Origin of the sequence: Gordonia sp. C13 (assembly GCF_023218005.1) — a bacterium.
Classification (GTDB): Bacteria; Actinomycetota; Actinomycetes; order Mycobacteriales; family Mycobacteriaceae; genus Gordonia; species Gordonia namibiensis.
On record NZ_JALPSY010000007.1, the window covers coordinates 138102 to 156857 of the forward strand.

The 18756-nt window shown below is 67.5% G+C and carries 18 protein-coding genes and 1 tRNA gene; 7 read left to right on the forward strand and 12 right to left on the reverse strand.

The window, feature by feature from the left end; translation table 11 throughout:
* Positions 1-39: 39 nt before the first annotated feature.
* On the forward strand, positions 40-756 hold the full coding sequence (locus M1L58_RS08580) for a rhomboid family intramembrane serine protease (RefSeq protein ID WP_248658558.1): 717 nt from the start codon (positions 40-42) through the stop codon (positions 754-756).
* A gap of 27 nt (positions 757-783) precedes the next feature.
* Here the strand turns inward: M1L58_RS08580 and M1L58_RS08585 are convergent, their stop codons facing one another.
* Both M1L58_RS08585 and crgA read right to left on the reverse strand, forming a co-directional pair.
* Positions 784-1287 (reverse strand): PH domain-containing protein, encoded by a 504-nt coding sequence (locus tag M1L58_RS08585; protein ID WP_248658559.1) that lies wholly within the window; start codon positions 1285-1287, stop codon positions 784-786.
* A gap of 118 nt (positions 1288-1405) precedes the next feature.
* The gene (gene crgA, locus M1L58_RS08590) at positions 1406-1696 is read right to left on the reverse strand and encodes a cell division protein CrgA (protein WP_005200426.1); all 291 of its coding nucleotides are present in this window, start codon (positions 1694-1696) and stop codon (positions 1406-1408) included.
* A 163-nt stretch (positions 1697-1859) separates the two neighbouring features.
* Here crgA and M1L58_RS08595 point away from each other — a divergent pair, with 163 nt between their 5' ends.
* A complete protein-coding gene (locus tag M1L58_RS08595) occupies positions 1860-2519 on the forward strand; it encodes an aminodeoxychorismate/anthranilate synthase component II (RefSeq protein WP_040536988.1) in 660 nt (219 codons plus the stop codon).
* A 76-nt stretch (positions 2520-2595) separates the two neighbouring features.
* Here the strand turns inward: M1L58_RS08595 and pknB are convergent, their stop codons facing one another.
* The 7 genes from pknB to M1L58_RS08630 form a co-directional block, all read right to left on the reverse strand.
* Entirely contained in the window at positions 2596-4545 is a 1950-nt protein-coding gene (pknB, locus tag M1L58_RS08600; protein ID WP_248658560.1) for a Stk1 family PASTA domain-containing Ser/Thr kinase, read from the reverse strand.
* 70 nt (positions 4546-4615) lie between these two features.
* Entirely contained in the window at positions 4616-5980 is a 1365-nt protein-coding gene (locus tag M1L58_RS08605) for a protein kinase domain-containing protein (RefSeq protein WP_248658561.1), read from the reverse strand.
* Positions 5977-7476 (reverse strand): peptidoglycan D,D-transpeptidase FtsI family protein, encoded by a 1500-nt coding sequence (locus tag M1L58_RS08610; RefSeq protein WP_248658562.1) that lies wholly within the window; start codon positions 7474-7476, stop codon positions 5977-5979. Before M1L58_RS08610 ends, M1L58_RS08605 begins: the two co-directional genes overlap by 4 nt.
* Positions 7473-8909 (reverse strand): FtsW/RodA/SpoVE family cell cycle protein, encoded by a 1437-nt coding sequence (locus M1L58_RS08615; RefSeq protein WP_006868445.1) that lies wholly within the window; start codon positions 8907-8909, stop codon positions 7473-7475. The genes M1L58_RS08610 and M1L58_RS08615 overlap by 4 nt, the downstream gene beginning before the upstream one ends.
* Positions 8906-10396, reverse strand: coding sequence for a PP2C family protein-serine/threonine phosphatase (locus M1L58_RS08620; RefSeq protein WP_040536986.1), 1491 nt, complete (start codon positions 10394-10396; stop codon positions 8906-8908). Before M1L58_RS08620 ends, M1L58_RS08615 begins: the two co-directional genes overlap by 4 nt.
* Positions 10393-10857 (reverse strand): FHA domain-containing protein FhaB/FipA, encoded by a 465-nt coding sequence (locus M1L58_RS08625; protein ID WP_005200436.1) that lies wholly within the window; start codon positions 10855-10857, stop codon positions 10393-10395. Before M1L58_RS08625 ends, M1L58_RS08620 begins: the two co-directional genes overlap by 4 nt.
* Positions 10858-11109: 252 nt before the next feature.
* Complete coding sequence (locus M1L58_RS08630) at positions 11110-12453, reverse strand: FhaA domain-containing protein (protein WP_308221796.1); 1344 nt, start codon at positions 12451-12453, stop codon at positions 11110-11112.
* Between the two features lie 276 nt (positions 12454-12729).
* On the opposite strand from M1L58_RS08630, the gene M1L58_RS08635 reads away from it, so the two are divergent.
* Positions 12730-12812, forward strand: a tRNA-Leu gene (locus M1L58_RS08635).
* A 131-nt stretch (positions 12813-12943) separates the two neighbouring features.
* On the opposite strand, the gene M1L58_RS08640 is transcribed toward M1L58_RS08635, so the two are convergent.
* Positions 12944-13438, reverse strand: a complete 495-nt coding sequence (locus M1L58_RS08640; protein WP_248658564.1) for an FBP domain-containing protein — start codon at positions 13436-13438, stop codon at positions 12944-12946.
* A 240-nt stretch (positions 13439-13678) separates the two neighbouring features.
* The gene (gene wrbA / locus M1L58_RS08645) at positions 13679-14278 is read right to left on the reverse strand and encodes an NAD(P)H:quinone oxidoreductase (RefSeq protein ID WP_006868441.1); all 600 of its coding nucleotides are present in this window, start codon (positions 14276-14278) and stop codon (positions 13679-13681) included.
* A 129-nt stretch (positions 14279-14407) separates the two neighbouring features.
* Between wrbA and M1L58_RS08650 the strand changes: the two genes are divergently transcribed.
* The 4 genes from M1L58_RS08650 to M1L58_RS08665 all read left to right on the forward strand — a co-directional run bounded on the left by M1L58_RS08650 (position 14408) and on the right by M1L58_RS08665 (position 17460).
* Entirely contained in the window at positions 14408-15172 is a 765-nt protein-coding gene (locus M1L58_RS08650) for a DUF72 domain-containing protein (protein ID WP_248658565.1), read from the forward strand.
* 58 nt (positions 15173-15230) lie between these two features.
* Positions 15231-15713: an RrF2 family transcriptional regulator gene (locus M1L58_RS08655; protein WP_248658566.1), complete on the forward strand. Its 483-nt coding sequence runs from the start codon at positions 15231-15233 to the stop codon at positions 15711-15713.
* A gap of 134 nt (positions 15714-15847) precedes the next feature.
* The gene (locus tag M1L58_RS08660; RefSeq protein WP_248658567.1) at positions 15848-17029 is read left to right on the forward strand and encodes an FAD-binding oxidoreductase; all 1182 of its coding nucleotides are present in this window, start codon (positions 15848-15850) and stop codon (positions 17027-17029) included.
* Complete coding sequence (locus M1L58_RS08665) at positions 17026-17460, forward strand: hypothetical protein (RefSeq protein WP_006868437.1); 435 nt, start codon at positions 17026-17028, stop codon at positions 17458-17460. Before M1L58_RS08660 ends, M1L58_RS08665 begins: the two co-directional genes overlap by 4 nt.
* Before the next feature lie 15 nt (positions 17461-17475).
* On the opposite strand, the gene M1L58_RS08670 is transcribed toward M1L58_RS08665, so the two are convergent.
* Positions 17476-18735 (reverse strand): FAD/NAD(P)-binding protein, encoded by a 1260-nt coding sequence (locus tag M1L58_RS08670; RefSeq protein ID WP_248658568.1) that lies wholly within the window; start codon positions 18733-18735, stop codon positions 17476-17478.
* Between the last annotated feature and the right edge of the window lie 21 nt (positions 18736-18756).

Consider the following 18756-nt stretch of genomic DNA (forward strand, 5'->3'; position numbering starts at 1 on the left):
CAACAGACGCCGGCCTTCGGTGACCGCGGTGTGCGGCACATGGCGACCACCCGCCTGACCGCGGGCAAGCCTTACGTCACCTACACCCTGATCGGGATCAACATCCTGATCTTCCTGCTGTGCGCCGTCCAGGCGGGCAGCTTCGGCGACCCCGGGGCCGCCACCATCTTCAGCTCCGGAGATCTCCTCAAGAGCGACGTCGCCGCCGGCGAGTGCTGGCGCCTGCTGACGTCCGGCTTCCTGCATTTCAGTGTGATGCACGTGGCCGTCAACATGCTCTCGCTCTACATCCTGGGCCGCGACCTCGAACTCGCGCTGGGAATGTCCCGATACCTCGCGGTCTATCTGATCGCCCTGTTGGGCGGCAGTGCCGCCGTCATGTTGTTCGAGAACGACCGCGCCCTCACCGCAGGCGCCTCGGGGGCCATCTACGGTCTGATGGGCGCGATGCTGGTGATCATCCTCAAGGCCCGTGTCTCGCCGGTGCCCGTCCTGCTGATCATCGGCTTCAACGTGGTGCTGTCGTTCTCGCTGCCCGGGATCTCCGTCCTCGGACATCTCGGTGGTCTCGCCTTCGGCGCCGCGGCCACCGCTGCCATCGTCTATCTCCCGGGAATGGTCCTGCCGGAGGGACGTCGAACCCAGGAGGCGGCCAGCCGGGTCGGCTGGATCGCGCTGGGCGCGCTGTTCGTCGTCGCGCTCGGCCTGGGGATCGCCGGTGGGCTCACCTACGACGGACTCACCTACATCCGCTGACGCGCCGGGCGTCGACAGCCGGGTCGGTCAGCGGTCGTCGTCGACGTGGAATCCCGCTGCGCGGAGTGCGTCGACCACCGACAGCAGGTCGGTACCGAGATCCCAGCGGCTGAAGACGAGCAGCCGGGTGTCGTCGCGGGGCCCGTCGGATCCGTCCGGACGACTGGATTCGGCGTTGTCGTCGAGGACGTCGATCTCGAGCTGCCCCACCCGACGGCCGACGCGCCGCATCGACAGCAACCGGATCCGTTCGACGCGGTCGGGCGTATAGCTGCGTCGTCCGGTCAGACCGCGCACGGTCAGCGTCGCCGGGTGTCCGGCCGTGAGTTCGAGTCGTGGCCGGACCAGCAAGGTGTAGACGCCCAACGCGAACAGCAGCACGCCGGCGATCCCCATGAGGACCGATCCGGCAGGGTCGTTGGACACGACGACCGCCCCGCCGAGCAGAATCACGCCGCCGACACAGCCCGCGACACCCGCTCCAACCGGCGTCGACCATGCGTGTGTGGAGAAGTCTGCAGAGTTATCCACAGGAGTTACTCACAGTGGGGACTACTTACACACATGTTATTTCCACAGTGTGGATAACTTACACGCATGTGTTTTCCGAGGTCAGAGCCCGACACGCGGGGAATGATCGTGGTTCGGATCAGCGCCACCGCATGGTCATCAACAGGCCGGCCACCATGAGGGAGAACCCGATGAGGAAGTTCCAGGAGTTGAGCTCGGCCATCCAGTGCAGGACCTGACCCTCCGCGCCGTACGCGGTGGGGGTGGCGGCGAGGTAGTAGACGACGAGCCAGGCGAGCCCGAGGAGCATCAGGCCGAGCATCACGCTCACGTAGATCGTGCTGGAAGCTCCGGCCTTGACCTTGACCGGCGTCCTGCTCGCGGTGTTGATCGTGTAGTCGGTCTTCTTCCGGACTTTTGACTTGGGCATGACATCCTCTGTTGTGCTGTACCGCAGCAGCGGTCGTACGCGTGCCCGGGACTCGACGAACGTCGTGGAGACCGATCGGCCCGGGGTCGGAAACACTCGACTTCTACGGTATCTCACCAGGTCGCTGACCGAGGTACCCGCTTTCGGCGGTAGCCTCTTCTGCGTGAGTCGCATCCTGGTCATCGACAACTACGACAGCTTCGTCTACAACCTGGTCCAGTACCTGGGCCAGCTCGGTGTCGAGGCCGTCGTGTGGCGCAACGACGACCCGCGGCTGACCCCGTGGGACACCGAACATCTGCGGGAGGCGGTCTCAGGATTCGACGGGGTGCTGCTGAGCCCCGGACCCGGCACCCCGCAGCGCGCCGGTGCGACGATGCCGATGGTCGAGGTGGCCGCCGCCGAGGAGCTCCCGCTGTTGGGTGTCTGCCTGGGTCATCAGGCGATCGGCGCGGCGTTCGGTGGAACCGTCGACCGGGCGCCGGAACTCCTGCACGGCAAGACGTCGCTGGTCTTCCACGACGACAAGGGCGTCCTCGCGGGCCTGCCGGATCCGTTCACCGCGACCCGCTACCACTCGCTCACGGTGCTCCCCGAGACCATCCCCGACGAACTCGTCGTCACCGGACGCACCGAGTCGGGCATCGTCATGGCGATGGCCCACCGCGAGCTGCCGATCCACGGCGTCCAGTTCCACCCGGAGAGCGTCCTGACCCAGGGCGGGCACCGGATGCTCGCCAACTGGCTCAAGACGTGCGGTATCGAGATCGACGAGACCCGCGTCGCGGCGCTCGAAGCGGAGATGGCCAGCGCGGTCGGCTGATGCCACCCTCGCTGCCTGAGGTGCGAGGAGCGCAAGCGACGAGCCACGAAGGCCTGGTGAGCCGTCGTCGGATGCCCTAGTTCGGCAGCAGGCTGGCCTGGCCGATAATGATCGTGATCGGGCCACCCTTGCGCGCCTTCGAACCCGCCGACGGTTCCTGCCCGACGACACGTCCGTTGTCCGGACTGTTCAGCGGCACGTTCCGGGTCTGACGCGTCAGCGTCGACCGTTCCCAACCGGCCTGTTCGAGGGATGACTGGGCCTCGGCGGGTGTCTTGCCGCGCAGGCTCGGGACGGTGAACAGGTTGCCCCGGGACACCGACAACTGCACCGTGCTGCCCTGCTCGGCCGTCGAACCGGGGCCGGGAGAGGTGGAGATGACCTCGCCCGCGGGCTGGTCCGAGTCGACCGCGACCTCATCGACCGACATGCCGAGCTCCTCGAGAACCGCGCGGGCACGATCTGCCGGCATGCCGACGACGTCGCGGACGGTGATCTCCTTGGGGCCGTTACCGACATTGAGGACCACCGGCCCGTTGACCGGCACCTCGGTGCCGATCTTCGGCGCGGTCGAGACGACCTTGTCCTTCATGTCGGCGGTCGAGTCGACACGCTCGGTCTTGACGTTGGTGAACCCGAGCACCTTGAGGGCGTCGAGGGCTTCGGCAGGCGTCTTGCCGACCAGGTCGGACGGTATCCGGTGACGTTGTGGACCGGAGGAGATGTACAGGGCGACCTCGGACCCCTCGGTCGCCATCACACCCTCGCCGGGTGTCGAACGGGTCGCGAAACCGGGCCCGACGTCGAGACTGGGTTCCTCGAGGACACGCACCTCGAACCCCGCTCGTTCGAGGGACGACTGCGCGTCCTCGGAACTGAGTCCGGCGACCGCGGGCACGGTGACATCGGGGTCGGAGCCCGAACTCCAGGGAGACCACAGGAACAGCGTTGCGACGAGCAGCACGACCGCGGCGATCGCGCCGGCCATCAGCCAGCGGGGGCGCCGACGTGGCGGGTCGTCGTCGGAGCCGGACCGATAGTCGGCGTCGCGTCGGTGGCTGCCACCGGCACGCGTGGGGATGGCGCGCCGCGGTGTGGTCGTCTCCGACCGGACCGGGCGTCGGGGGCCGGTGTCGATGAACTCGGTGCGCTCCTCGTCGGTGAGCAGCATCGGCGCCGACGGCTTGCCGCCCGCGAGCACCCGGATCAGGTCGGCGCGCAGATCGGCGGCCGACTGGTACCGGTTGTCCTTGTTCTTGCTCATCGCCTTGAGCACGACCGAGTCGAGCTCACGCGGGATCTCCGGGCGTACGTGCGACGGCCACGGCGGGTCCTCGTGCACATGCTGATGGGCGACCGCGACCGGCGAGTCGCCGGTGAACGGCGGCTCCCCGGTGAGCAGCTCGAAGAGGACGCAACCCATCGAGTAGATGTCGCTGCGCGGGTCCACCTTGATACCGCGGGCCTGCTCGGGCGACAGGTATTGGGCGGTACCCATGACGGCGGAGGTCTGCGTCATGGTCGACGTGGAGTCGCTCATCGCGCGGGCGATGCCGAAGTCCATCACCTTCACCGCGCCGGACTTGTCGATCATGACGTTCGCCGGCTTCATGTCGCGGTGCACGATGCCGTTGCGGTGCGAGAAGTCCATGGCGGCGGCGACGTCGGCCATCCACGTCATCGCCTGACGTGGGGCGATCGGACCGTTGGCCCGCAACACGTCTCGCAGGGTGTCACCGTCGACGTACTCCATGACGATGAACGGCAGCGGACCGTCCTCGGTCTCGGCCTCGCCGGTGTCGAAGACCTGGACGATCGTCGGGTGGTTCAGCTTCGCGGCGTTCTGGGCCTCACGCCGAAAGCGCAGATAGAACGACGGATCGCGCGCGAGGTCGGCACGCAACACCTTGATCGCCACGTCCCGGTGCAGCACCAGGTCGCGGGCATAGTGCACCTCGGACATGCCACCGAAACCCAGCGTTTCGCCGAGTTCGTAGCGGTCGGAGAGGTGGTGTGGTGTCGTCATCTGCCTCGGGGTCAGCCTGGGATCTCAGCTCAGCGGGTCGTCGGGGGTGGTATCAGCATGGCGCGGTGACCTAACACAGCGGGAACGGCACGCCGGGGAAGCACGGGGTGCCGGTGGCGGCCCCGGTGTCCGTCGTGTCGTCGGTGGTCGTCGGCGGACCGGGCGCGGTGGTCTCCGTCGTCGTCTCCTCGCTGGTCGTCGTCTCCTCACTGGTGGTCGTGCGGGTGGGGCGTTGCGTGGTCGTGGTCTCGTCGGGTTCCTCCGTCGGGACCACGGTGGTGGTCTCGGTGACGATCGACGAGGTGGACGGCGCCGACGGTGCGGTGTCGTCGCCGCCGCTGCTCAGCAGGTAGAAGCCGATCAGGCCGATCGCGCCGACGAGCAACGCGGCAGCGACACCGGCGAGCACCTTCTGCCCGGTGGTCCAGCTGTTGTCCGGCGGCGGTGCGACCGGAGTGCGGGACGTCGGTCGCGGCGTCACGGGACGCGAGGCGGTACCCGGTGCCGTGGTGGCGCGGGTCGCGACGGTGTTGCCCAACGCCGCGGCACCGGCCGCACCCGCTGCGGCGCCGGCGATCGCTCCCGGGCGCGGGGGTCGACGACCTGCGCGGACGGCGGCCACCGCATCGGCGAACTCGCCGCCGTTCGCATAACGCTGACGCGGGTCCTTGGCCATCGTGATCTCGATGAGCTCGCGGACACCCGACGGCAGGTTGGGTGGCAGCGGCGGCGGCGATTCACGGATGTGCTTCATCGCGACCGTGATCGCACCGTCGCCGAGGAACGGACGGCGACCGGTGAGCGCCTCGTAGCCGACGACGCCGAGCGAGTACACGTCGGACGCAGCGGTCGCCTCGTCGCCGGTGGCCTGTTCGGGAGAGATGTACTGGGCGGTGCCCATCACCATGCCGGTCTTGGTGACCGGCGCGGAGTCGACGGCCTTGGCGATGCCGAAGTCGGTGATCTTCACCTGACCGGTCGGCGTGATCAGGATGTTGCCCGGCTTCACGTCGCGGTGCACCAGACCCTGGCTGTGTGCGGCCTGCAGCGCCCGACCGGTCTGCTCGAGCATGTCGAGGGTGTTGGTCAGCGACAACCGACCGAGCCGGGAGATGACCGAGTTCAGCGGCTCGCCGTCGACCAGTTCCATCACCAGGTACGCGAGCGGGTCGCCACCGTTGTAGTCCGGTGTCTCGCCGTAGTCGAAGACGTTGGCGATGCCCGGGTTGTTGAGCTTCGCCGTCGTCTGGGCCTCGGCGCGGAACCGGGCGATGAACTCCGGGTCGCTCGTGTACTCGGCCTTGAGGACCTTCACCGCCACACGACGGTTCAGGCGCGTGTCGAGGGCTTCCCACACCTGGCCCATGCCGCCTGTCGCGATCAGGCGGATGAGCCGGTAACGATCACCGATGGTGGTGCCGTTCTGCAGGGTCATCGACTGCCACCTCCCACCAGTGAGTTGATCACTTCTCGTCCGATCGGAGCGGCCACGGTCCCACCGACCGAATCCGCACCGAATTGTCCATTCTCCACCACCACGGCCACCGCGATCTGCGCGTTCGAGGACGGTCCGAACGCGATGTACCAGGCGTACGGGGTGTCGGTGCTCGAACCGCTTTCGGCGGTGCCGGTCTTCGACGCGATCGAGACCGGCCCGCCGGCACCTGCGGTGGAGCGTTCGGACTCGATCATCATCGACGTCAGCTCGGCCGCCTGTTCGGGCGTGATCGGCTTGTTCGCGGTGCTCGGCGGCGTGGTCTGCAAGGTACGAAGATCCGCCGATTGGAGCTTATCGACCAGGTACGGCTGCATACGGACCCCTCCGTTGGCGACGGTCGCCGCGATCATGGCGTTCTGCAGCGGCGTCAGCCGCACGTCCCGCTGTCCGATGGATGCCTGTGCGAGGACGTCGAGCGACGGGATCGGGCCCACGGTCGAGTCGACGACCGGCATCGGGATGTCCGGGCCGGGCTGATCGAGACCGAACAGGCTCGCGGTCTCGGTGAACTTCGGGATCGCGTCCGACATCTTCTCGGTCACCAGCTCGGCGAACGCGGTGTTGCACGAGTACTTGAACGCCGTCTCCAGCGACACGGTCCCGCCCGACGAACCGGGGCAGGTCTCGCCTCCGTAGTTCGGCAGCGACACGTTGGTACCCGGCAGCGGGAAGCTCGGGGCCGCGGTGAGACGGATGCCCGGGGTGATGTTGTCGCGCAGGGCGGCCGCCGAGGTCACGACCTTGAACGTCGAACCCGGCGGGTACAACTGGCTGATCGCGCGGTTGAGCATCGGCTGCGCGGTGTCGCCGGGGCGGTTCCACGCTTCCCAGCTGCTCTCGCGGACTTCCTGGTCGTGGCTGGCCAGCTTGTTCGGGTCGTAGCTAGGGGTCGAGACCATCGCCAGGATCTTGCCGGTGTTGGGCTGCAGCGCCACCACCGCGCCGCGGCATGGTCCGTCGCATGGACCGTTGAGCATGGCGCGATAGGCGGCCTGCTGCACCTTCGGGTTGATCGTGGTGACCACGTTGCCGCCCCGCGGGTCGCGGCCGGAGAACATGTCCATGAACCGCTGGCCGAACAACCGGTCGTCGGAGCCGTTGAGGATCGAGTTCTCGTAGTGCTCGATCTGGCTCGCGAGGTACTGGAACGAGTAGTAACCGGTGACCGGCGCGAACGCCTCGGCACCCTCCCGCGGGTACTGACGCAGGAACTTCAGCCGGCTGTCGATGGGCACCGACAGCGCGATCACGGTGCCGTCGGCGGTCGTGATCAGGCCACGCTGGCGCGAGTACTCGTCGAGCAGGACCCGGTTGTTGCGGGGATCGGTCTTCAGGGCGTCGGCCTTGAACACCTGGACGTAGGTGGCGTTGGCCAGCAGCGCGACGATCATCACGATCACCGCGATCGACACGTTGCGGATCGGTTTGTTCACTTGCGCTTCACCACCTGGGTGGGCAGCGCGTCGACCGGCTTGGCCGTCGTCGGACGCTTCTTGACCGGATCGGGTTCGCGGGCGGCGTTCGAGATCCGGATCAGCAGCGCGACGAGAATGTAGTTGGCCAGCAGCGACGAGCCGCCGTACGACAGGAACGGGGTCGTCAGACCGGTCAGCGGGATCAGCTTGGTGACGCCGCCGACCACGACGAAGATCTGCATGGCGATGGTGAACGCCAGGCCCGTCGCGAGGAGCTTGCCGAAGCTGTCGCGCACGGCGATTCCGGTGCGCAGGCCGCGGTGGATGAAGACCATGTAGAGCAGCAGGATCGCGAAGAGGCCGGCGAGCCCGAGCTCCTCACCGATGGTCGAGATGATGAAGTCCGTGTTGGCGAACGGCACGATGTTGGGCCGACCCGATCCGAGGCCGGTGCCGAACAGACCGCCCGTGGCCAGGCCGAAGAGGCTTTGACCGATCTGGTAACCGGAGCCGTCGAAGTCGTCGAAGGGGTTGAGCCACACCGAGACGCGGGTCTGCAGGTGGGAGAAGATCGACCACGCGATCACCGCACCGATCGCGAACAGGCCGATGCCGAGGACCAGCCATTCCACGCGCGAGGTGGCGACGTAGAGCATCGTCAGGATCGTCGCGAAGATCAGCAGTGACGTACCGAGGTCCTTCTGGACGACCATCACCGCGATCGCGATCGCCCAGGCGGCGAGCAGTGGACCGAGGTCCCGGGCGCGGGGGAGGTCGACGCCGAGGACGTGCGGGCCCGCGGTGATGAACAGGTCGCGCTTCGACACCAGGACCGCCGCGGCGAAGATGATGATCAGGATCTTGGAGAACTCGCTGGGCTGGATCGAGAAGAACGGCGTGATGATCCAGTTCTTGGAGCCGTTGATCTCGGAGAACGCGCTCGGCAGGATCGCCGGGATGATCAGAAAGATCAGACCACCGAGGCCGAGCGTGTAGGCATACCGCGACAGCGTCCGGTGGTCGCGGATGAGGATCAGCACCGCCGAGAAGGCGATGATGCCCAGACCGGCCCACAGCAACTGCTGGTCGGCGTTGTTCGTCGCCTGGGTGGGGTTCATCGACTCACCGGTGTTGCCCGACCCGAGATCGAGGCGGTGGATCAGCACCAGACCCAACCCGTTGAGCACGGCGACGACCGGCAGCAGGATCGGGTCGGCGTGCGGCGCATAGCGTCGGACGACGACGTGGGCGACCCCGAACAGCGCCGTGTAGGCGGCGACGTACTTGAAGATGTCCCAGGTCAGGCTCTGGCCCTGCGCGGCCTGGACGATGAGCAGGGCGACCGTCACGAGGCCGATGGCGAACACCAGCAGGAGCAGCTCGGCGTTCCGGCCGGTGCTTGTCGCGGGTTCGCGAGGCGGGGCGTGCGGGGCGGGCGCGGCTTGAGTCATCTCACCTGCTGCCGGCAGCTGGTGCCCGCGTCCTCTGGAGGTGCGGGCGTGTCGGACGGTGCGGTGCCCGGGGCGGGCGGTGCCACCGACTCGGTGGCGCCGCGCTGCGGGATTCCGGACGGTGCAGTGGCACGGGGAGCGGGCGGTGCGCTCGACGCGGGCGGCGGGGTCGCCGAGGACGGCGGCGGGGGAGTCGACGACGGAGCGTTGTCGCAGCGGAAGGTGAGCTCCTTGGTCACCACGCCCTCGATCTCCTCGGCGCTGCGGTCACGGATCATCACGTTCTTCACCGACTGCGCCGGTCCGGACACCAGATCGTCGACGTTGAGCGGCACCTCGCAGGTGTCGTCGTAGGGGATGAAGGTGTAGGTCGGCTTCTCCTGGTCGAGATCCTCGACGCAGACGCGCGTGACGGGCTTGCTCATCGACACGAAGAGGACGTCGGCCGGAGAGCCCTGGTGGATCACGACGTCGCCGGCGGAGTCGGCGGCCACGTAGTAGTTGCTCCGCACGATCGAGCGGGTCACGAAGAACCCGGCGATGAGCGCGACGACGACGGCCAGGACGACGCCCACGGCCAACCACCGGCGCCACGTGCTCCTGTGCTTCGGCGGTTCCTCCGCCTGGGTCAGCACCGTCGGGCGCTGCGGCTCGGCGGGCGGCGGACGCAGCGCGGCGGCGCGTCCGGCCGCGGTGGCCGGGTCGGGGGTGTAGGACTCCTCATTGCCGCCGGCGGCACCGCCGACGATGGGCCGGGAGTCGCCGTACTCGGTGTCGACGACGTCGGCGAGGACGACGGTCACGTTGTCCGGGCCGCCGCCGCGCAGTGCGAGTTCGATGAGGCGGTCGGCGCACTCCTTCGGGTCGGCGATGGATCCGAGGGTCTCGGCGAGGGTCTCCTCGCTCACGACGTCGGACAGTCCGTCGCTGCAGAGCATGTACCGGTCACCGGCACGCGCCTCGCGCATCGTGAGTGTCGGCTCGACCTCGGAACCGGTCAGCGCACGCATGATCAGTGACCGCTGCGGATGCGTGTGCGCCTGTTCAGCGGTGATCCTGCCCTCGTCGACGAGGGTCTGTACGAATGTGTCGTCGCGGGTGATCTGGGTGAGGACGCCGTCGCGGAACATGTAGCCGCGTGAATCACCGATGTGGCACAGCCCGATTCGGCTGCCCGCGAAGAGGATGGCGGTGAGCGTGGTGCCCATGCCGTCGAGTTCGGGGGACTCCTGGACCTGTGCGGCGATCGCCTCGTTGCCCGCGCGGGTGGCGCGGTCGAGCTGGCTCAGCAGATCGCCGCCGGGTTCGTCCTCATCGAGTTCGGAGAGGGCACGGATGACGAGCTGGCTGGCGACCTCGCCGGCCGCGTGTCCGCCCATGCCGTCGGCGAGTGCGAGCAGGCGCGGGCCGGCGTAGAAGGAGTCCTCGTTGTTGGACCGGACGAGACCGCGGTCGCTGCGCGCGATGTAGCGCAACACAAGTGTCACGGGCGCAACTCGATCACGGTCTTGCCGATGCGGATCGGCGTGTTCAGCGGGACCTTGACGGCGGTCGTCACCTTGGACCGGTCGAGATAGGTGCCGTTGGTGGAGCCGAGGTCTTCCACGTACCAGTCGTCACCGCGTCTGGAGAGTCGCGCGTGACGTTCCGAGGCGTAGTCGTCGGTGAGGACGAGGGTCGAGTCGTCGGCGCGACCGAGCAGCACCGGCTGCTGCCCGAGGCTGATCCGGGTGTTGGCCAGAGCGCCGTGGGTGACGACGAGATAGCGCGCCGCGCCGCGGACCCCGCCACTGCGTCGACGCTTCTCCGCACCTCCCGAGTAACGCGGGATGCGCATGCCGCCGGCCGAGGCGATGTCGGCCCGAAGGGTCCGGATCACGGCGAAGACGAACAACCACAACAACAGCAGGAACCCGATACGGGTCAGTTGCAGCACCAAGCCCTGCATCTCGTGTGTTCACCTCCAGCGCCGTCACATCTCGGACCAGTCGTACTCGGTAAGCCGTACCGGGCGGGCGTCGATCTCGACTGCCGATGGCAACCGGCGGACCCCGTGTGCATCTTATGGGCAGTTGAGCCGAACCCGTTCATTCACATATGACAGTTCAGTATCAACCGCCCCCGCGGAGTCGCCCGGATCACTTCGGTCAGCGGCCACCGCCGCCCGCGTTCGACGGGCGCTGGACGGCGGTTGCCGGGACTACTGGAACCGGACGGTGATGTCGGAATGACCCACGCGGATGCGGTCGCCGTCGGCGAGTTCCCAGGTGTTGACCTGCAGGTCGTTGACCGTGGTGCCGTTGGTCGAGTTGAGGTCGGTGAGCATCGCGGTGGTGCCGTCCCAGCGGATCTCGACGTGGCGACGCGAGACACCGGTGTCGGGCAGACGGAACTGCGCGTCCTGGCCGCGGCCGATCACGTTGGAACCCTCGTGCAGCTGGAAGGTGCGGTTGCTGCCGTCCTCGAGGAGAAGGGTGATCGACGACGGGGCGTAACCGGCGGCGGGTCGTCCTGCGCCGTAACCCTGGTCGTAGCCACCCTGGTAGTCGTAGGCCGCCGGCGGCTGCTGGCCGTAGCCGGGCTGGCCGTAGCCCGGGTCGTAGCCGCCGGGCTGCTGGCTGTAGCCCTGCTGTTCGTAGCCGGGCTGTGCGTAGCCCTGCTGGCCATAGCCCTGCTGGTCGTAGCCGGGCTGGCCGTAGCCCGGGTCGTAGCCGCCGGGCTGCTGGCTGTAGCCCTGCTGTTCGTAGCCGGGCTGTGCGTAGCCCTGCTGGCCGTAACCCTGCTGGTCGTAGCCGGGCTGCCCGTAGCCCTGGCCGTAGCCGGGCTGCTGACCGTAACCCTGCTGTTCGTAGCCGGCGGGCTGCTGTCCGTAGGCCTGCTGCTCGTAGCCGGGCTGCTGGCCGTACTGGTCGTAGCCCTGCTGTCCATACGCCTGCTGGCCGTAGCCCTGCTGCTCGTAGGCCTGCTGGTCGTACTCGGGATCGGCGCCCCTGCGCTGGTCGTATCCGGGGTTCTGAGTCATCTTGGGGGCTCCTTGGTCGGGTGCGTCGGCGGGAAGAGCTTGTGCGGCCGGGCGAGGATTCGGGGCCGGGGGGCCGGCCGGTGGGCGGGGGGCCTTCGGTGGTGCGCCGTATGGTGGTCCCGAACGCGACGGCACCGGGCGGGGCCTCGCGTCAGGGTTCACCGTGCCGCGCGCACGGAAGATCCCGGTGTGCAGTGATGGCGATTGTTCGAACTCTACGACGACCTTGCCGTAGGTCTGCCACCCGTTGTCCTTGATGAAGTGTTCCAAATGCTTCGAGAAAGTCTTGCGGTTCAGTTCGTATTCCGCAGCAATGTGGTCGTGATCGCTCGGACTCAACAGCAAGGTGTAGCTGTTGGCGGCAAGGACGGTACCGTCGCCGAGATCTTCCAGCGACTCCTCGGCTTCACGCTGAAGGCCGTTCTCGATCTCCTGTGGAGCCACCTGACCACCGAAAACTCGCGCAAAACCGTCGTCAACAGCGCCTTCGAGCTTGCGTTCAATTCGTTGCAGGATCCCCACCGAGACCTCCTTTCGCGGCATTCGAGCGTGTCGCCGTGCATATGGCCTTGTTTGATGATAGCGACAAGAACGGACAACTGTGCCACCGCGACAACTGGTGCATCGTGTGTAACACCTGCCTCATCGGTCTGGCCAGTCACTGGTGCCGCAGGTCACCCGCCCTTCGATTGCCCGCGAACACCCGAGTTTTGTAGTAGGGGCACGGTGCTGTTATCGTCGTCCAGTCGCCGGACGAACCCAGTCCGACGACATGCCCGCCGGATCTCCGGCGGCCACGGGCGAGTGGCGGAATGGCAGACGCGCTGGCTTCAGGTGCCAGTGTCCTTCGGGACGTGGGGGTTCAAGTCCCCCTTCGCCCACACGGTGAAAGAGGCCGGATTGCGGAAACGCGGTCCGGCCTCTCTTCTTATGCGCAAACCCACCCTTTTTCGGCAAACCCAGCACCCGGCGGGGTGGTGGATCCGGCGAAAAAGGGTGGGTTTGAGCGGGGCTACTTCTCCTGCCCGACGACGCGCGTCGCGAATCCGTTCAGCCGCAGCTGCAGCGACTCGATGCGCTGCTGCCGCAAGGCTTCCGGATCGTGGCCGCCGAAGACCGGCGGCGGCTTCATACGCACGTTCTTCGAACACTCGAAGTTCGAGCAGATCAGGGTGCCGACGGTGTCGCCCTTGCGGCCGGCGGCGCCGGCGAGCTTGGCGCTGAAGAAGGCGACGTCGTTGGGCAGCAGGACGTCCTCGCAGAACGAACATAGCGGCCGTTTGCGCGGCTGGCGTCCGCCCAGGCGGAGCATGATGCCGACGGGCTCGTCGTCGGTCGGGATGACGACGTAACCGACCATCGGCTGCTTGGGATCCCGCCAACCGACGAAATCCTTGCGCTCCCAGTTCAATTCCTTGAAGTCGGGTGGCAGGACGAGTGACTTGCGTTCGCGGACGGTCGCATTGACGAAGGATCGACGGATCTCGGATTCGGTCAGAGCATGCATGAGTGAGAAACACCTCGGGTGTCGTGGAGGGTGAGTGAGGGCACGCGTCGACCGGCGCGGGTCCGCGGGTGCGGTACTCGCGCCGGTCGGGGCAGGTCACTCAAGCGCCGGCGTGCAGGACGCCGACGACCTCCTCACGCCCAGCGGGCGACGACACTGAATGCATGAACCCGATGCTCGCGCGGGGGCGCCGCTCTGTCAACGCATTTACGCGAGCGATCCGGCATGCAGCACCGTTTGTCAGCCGGCCAGCAGACCGGCGACCTTCACGACTCGCTGCGCCAGGTGGGCGAGGGCGGCCTTGGTGGGGTCGTCGAGGCCGTTCTTGTTCTCCGGGCCGGTGACGTGAGAGACGCCGTAGGGGTTACCGTCGGCGAACTTCAGTCCCTCGGTGTAGCCGGGCGGTACGAGGATGCCGCCGAAGTGCATCAGCGAGGTGTACAGGCCGACGAGCGTCGTCTCCTGTCCGCCGTGCGCCGTCTGGCTCGAGGTGTAGGCGGCATACGCCTTGTCGGCGAGCTTTCCCTCGGCCCAGAGTCCGCCGAGGGAGTCGATGAAGGTCTGGAATTGCGACGACGTGCTGCCGAATCGGGTCGGGGAACCGAAGATGACTCCGTCGGCCCAGACGATGTCGTCGCCGGTGGCGCTCGGCAGGTCCTTCGTCGCCTCGTAGTTCGCCGACCAGGCAGGATTCTCCGCGAAGGTCTCCGGGTCGCGGGTCTCCTCGATGTGGCGGACCCGTACCTCGGCACCGGCCGCCTCGGCAGCGGTCTTGAGTTCGTCAGCCATGGCCGTGCCGTGTCCGGTGGCCGAGTAGTAGATGATCGCCAGTTTCGTCATGTCACTCCTGTCTCGGTGGTTGCAACTTCCTCTGGGCGGGTACCCGTTTTCGGTGATGCGACACCCACACGCGCCGCGAGAAGTCGTCGACGGGATTCGTCACCCGTCGACCGGCGGATAGGTGGAGCGATGCTGCACATCGGTACCTCGGGCTGGCAGTACAAGGACTGGCGCGGCGCGTTCTACCCGGAGAAGGTCCCGCAGCGGGAGTGGCTGGACTACTACTCCAAGCGGTTCACGACGGCCGAGGTCAACAACACCTTCTACCGGCTGCCGGAGAGGACGGTGTTCGAGAACTGGGCGGAGACCGTACCGGCCCACTTCCGGATGGCGGCGAAGATGAGCCGCTACCTGACACACGTGAAGCGGCTGAAGGAGCCGGCCGAGCCCGTCGAGCGCTTCCTCGATCGTGCCGCCGGCCTCGGTACCAAGCTCGGGCCCGTCCTCCTGCAACTCCCGCCCAATCTGCAGGCGCAGCCCGATGCCCTGGCCGCCACCTTGAAGCTCTTCCCGAACACCGTTCAGGTCGTCGTCGAGCCGCGCCACGAATCGTGGTGGACCGACGAGGTGCGCGACGTTCTCGAACGGCACAACGCCGCCCTGTGCTGGGCCGACCGGAAGAGTCGTTCTCTCACCCCGCTGTGGCGGACGGCGGACTTCGGATACCTACGTCTGCACGACGGCACGGCCGAGCGGCCGATGAGTTATGGGACCCGTGCCATCGACAGCTGGCTGCGTCGATTGTGGGACATGTTCGACGACCGGTGCGACGTCTACGTGTACTTCAACAACGATCCGGGATGCGCGGCGATCGACAACGCGCGCACCATGATTCGCAGAGCCCGGACCCTTGGGATGCCGGTCGCGACGTACGACGAGGCGCCCGTCGAGTGAGCTAGAACACGGACTTTTAATTGGTATTGCCGGTGCCAATTTATGTTTTACTTTCGGCATGCAGCTGACACGCTTCACCGACATCGGCCTCCGGGTCGTGATGAGGCTCGCCGTCGCCGGTGAACAGTCGGTCGGTGAACAGCGTGGGGCTGCAACACCTCTCACCACGAAGGATCTCGCGGAAGAGCTCGCCGTCCCGTACACGCATGTCGCCAAAGTCGTCGGCAGGCTGTCGGAGATGGGCGTCGTCCACGCGCGCCGCGGCCGAACCGGCGGTCTGACGATCACCGACCTCGGTCGCGAAGCGCGCGTGGGCTGGCTCGCGCGATCCCTCGAGGGTGACGGGGAGGTTGTCGATTGCGAAGGCCCGCAGCCGTGCCCGCTCCGACGCGGATGCCGTCTGCGGGGAGCGCTCGCCCGTGCGGCCGCCGCCTTCTACGACACCCTCGACTCCGAGACCGTCGCCGACCTCGCCGCGGAACCGACCACCGCAGTGCTGCTCTCGCTGTCGCCGCGCCCACCTGCTGAGGAAACAGGCTGACCGGGCCGGACCCTCTGCTTCCCGAGCCACGAAGGCCTGGTGAGACACAAAGGTGAATCAGCACCGCCACAGAGACTTCCGGCCCCCACGCCGGATCTTCATAACCAGATGAGCAAGTGAACAAAGGAGTTCTCATGCTGTCCGACACCCAACGCGCCACTCTCGCGGCGACCCTGCCCGCAGTCGAGGGGGCACTCCCGGAGATCACCCCGCGGTTCTACCGCGGACTCTTCGACGCGCACCCGACGCTGTTGGACAACATGTTCAACCGGACGCACCAGAAGTCCGGTGAACAACCGCAGGCCCTCGCCGGCTCGGTCGCCGCCTTCGCGCGTCTCCAACTCGAACCCGACGTCCGGCGTCAGCGGTTCATCCTGGACCGGATCGCGCACAAGCATGCGTCGCTGGGTGTCACCGCCGATCAGTACAAGGTGGTCCACCAGCATCTGTTCGCGGCGATCGTCGAGGTTCTCGGCGTTGCCGTCACGCCGGAGGTCGCCGATGCCTGGGATCAGCTGTACTGGGACATGGCCGACCTTCTGATCGCATCGGAATCCGACCTCTACGCCGCCGCGGGTGTCGAGCCCGGTCAGGTGTGGCGTGAGATCACGGTGAGTGATCGCGTGCAGGTCTCGCCCGACACCATTGCGCTGACCCTGGCCCCGGTGGACGGCGAACTCCCGAAGTTCCGCCCGGGACAGTACATCTCGATACAGGTACCGCTGAGCGACGGTGCACAGCAGATCCGTCAGTACAGTCTGACCGGCTCGCCCGACGACGCGGAGTGGCGCTTCAGTGTGAAGCTCGCCGGCGAGGTCTCGGCATACCTGCACGAGCACGTCTTCGAAGGCGACACCCTGAAGGTCAGCACCCCGTTCGGCGACCTCGTGCTGCCCGACGACGATGCCCCGCTGCTACTGGCATCCGCCGGGATCGGGTGCACGCCGGTGATCGGTCTGCTGACCGCGCTGGCAGAGAAGGGCGATGCCCGCCCGGTGACGGTCCTGCACGCCGACCGTTCCCGCGACCGCCAGCCGCACCGCGGAATGCTTGCCGCGCTGGTGGACTCGCTGCCGGACGGCAATCTGATCCAGTGGTACGAGAACACTTCGCCGCACATCGTCTCCGATTCGGTCCGAGTCGGCCACATGTCGTTGGACAATGTCGAGGTGCACCCGGAAGCCAACGTGATGCTCTGCGGTCCCACCGGGTTCCTGTCCTCGATGCGCGAGGAGTTCCTCGGCCGCGACATCGCGGAGAGCCGAATCCACTATGAGACCTTCGGTCCGGAACTCCTGCGGTCGAGCGCGCGATGAGCACCTCCGCGGCGGTCGTCACCGCGCTCACCTTCGTGTGGCTCGGCATGGTCTTCGCGATCTCGTTCCTCGAGGCGCCGTTGAAGTTCCGCGCACCCGGCGTGACCCTGCCGATCGGTCTGGGGATCGGGCGGTTGGTCTTCCGTGGGCTCAACGTCGCGGAGGTCGTGTGGGCGACCGCGATCCTGGTCGCCGTCGTCCTCGGTTCGTGGCCCGGGGTGGCCACGCCGATCGCCGCGGGAGTTGCGATCGCGACTCTCGCGATCCAGCTCGTGGCCGTCCGGCCGGCCCTCACCAAGAGGTCCGACGCCGTGCTCGCCGGGCACGAGGGTCCGCGTAGCTCAGCGCATCTCGTCTACGTCGCGTTCGAGGTGATCAAGGTGGCCGCGCTGATCTGGCTCGGCGCCGCGGTTCTGGTCAGCGCGACCTGACCGGCTACTCGTCGCTCATCGGTGACCGTCGACGTCACCGATGAGCGATGCAGCCAATTCCTCTGCTTGCGAGCGGATCTCGGGTACTGCGGTGGTCTCCCAGAGTTCGCCGCGACGCAGCGATCCGAGGGTCCAGATCGGTCCCGGGCGACCGTCGGCGTCGAGGACGCGCCCGTCGTCGGTGATCAGGCCCAGACCGAGCGGGTCGGTGGTCGCGAGCCCGGCGTCGAGAACCGAGTCCAGGACGGGATTGCCGAGTTTTCGCACGTCCGGCTGCGGACCGGTGCAGTTCACGATCCAGGCATAGGTGCGTTCGTCGTCGCCGGTCGTGACGGTGAGTCCACCTGGGACCGCGTCGACTCCGGTGATCCGTCCCGCGCGCACGACGAGGCGTCCCGACCGCCGGGCCTCGTCGACGAGTCTGCCGCTCGACGGGGGCATCCGGTGCCGACGCACGAGCCAGTCGCCGGCGAGTTCGCGGACGAAGGTGCCGCGGTCCGCCTCGTCGAGCCGGCCCCACAGTTCGGCAACGCGGTAGCGCACACCGTCGACGCCGGGCCGCCAATTCCCCAGGAGGCGTTCGATTCTCGCAACATGGGTCGCGACCGCGGCTCGGATCTCGTCGAGGTTGTCGCCCCAGGTCGAGGTGTCGGGGACGACTTCGCCGAGGTAGGTGTCGGCATGCCGCCGGGGCAGTCGGCAGCCGCGTGAGATCGCCTCGACACGACGAGTGTCGCCCGACTTGAGCAGGCTGATCGCCACGTCAACCATCGTGAGGCCGGTGCCGATCACGAGGACGTCCCCGTCGTCGGCCAGTACCGGTTTGAGAGCATCGGGCAGCCACGGGTTGGCGATGTAGCGGGGTTGATCGCTCAGGTCGCAGGGCGCCCAGCCGTTCCCGACACCCGGGAGTCCGGTTGCGAGCACCAGCCGGTCGCCGTCGAGGACGCTTCCGTCCGCCGTGGTCACCCGAACTCCCGCGCCGACGACGGCGACGCCGACCGCACCGTCACGCACGAACCGGACACTCAACCGGCCGCCGGCCCGCTCGCATGCCTCTGCCAGCCGGGTCCGCAGATAGCGCGCCCACTGTGCGCGCGGTGCGAAGAAGTAGTGCGCCTCGTCACCGGCCACGAGCCCCTCGGCACGGCACCAGTCCACGAAGTCGAACCGCTCATCCGGGTCCACCGACATCCCGGACGCGGGGACATTCAGCAAGTGGGCAGGATCCGCGGTGCCGAACGCGGGACCCGCGACCTGGTCGATCGGGTCCACGACGACGACCTCGAGCGGCTC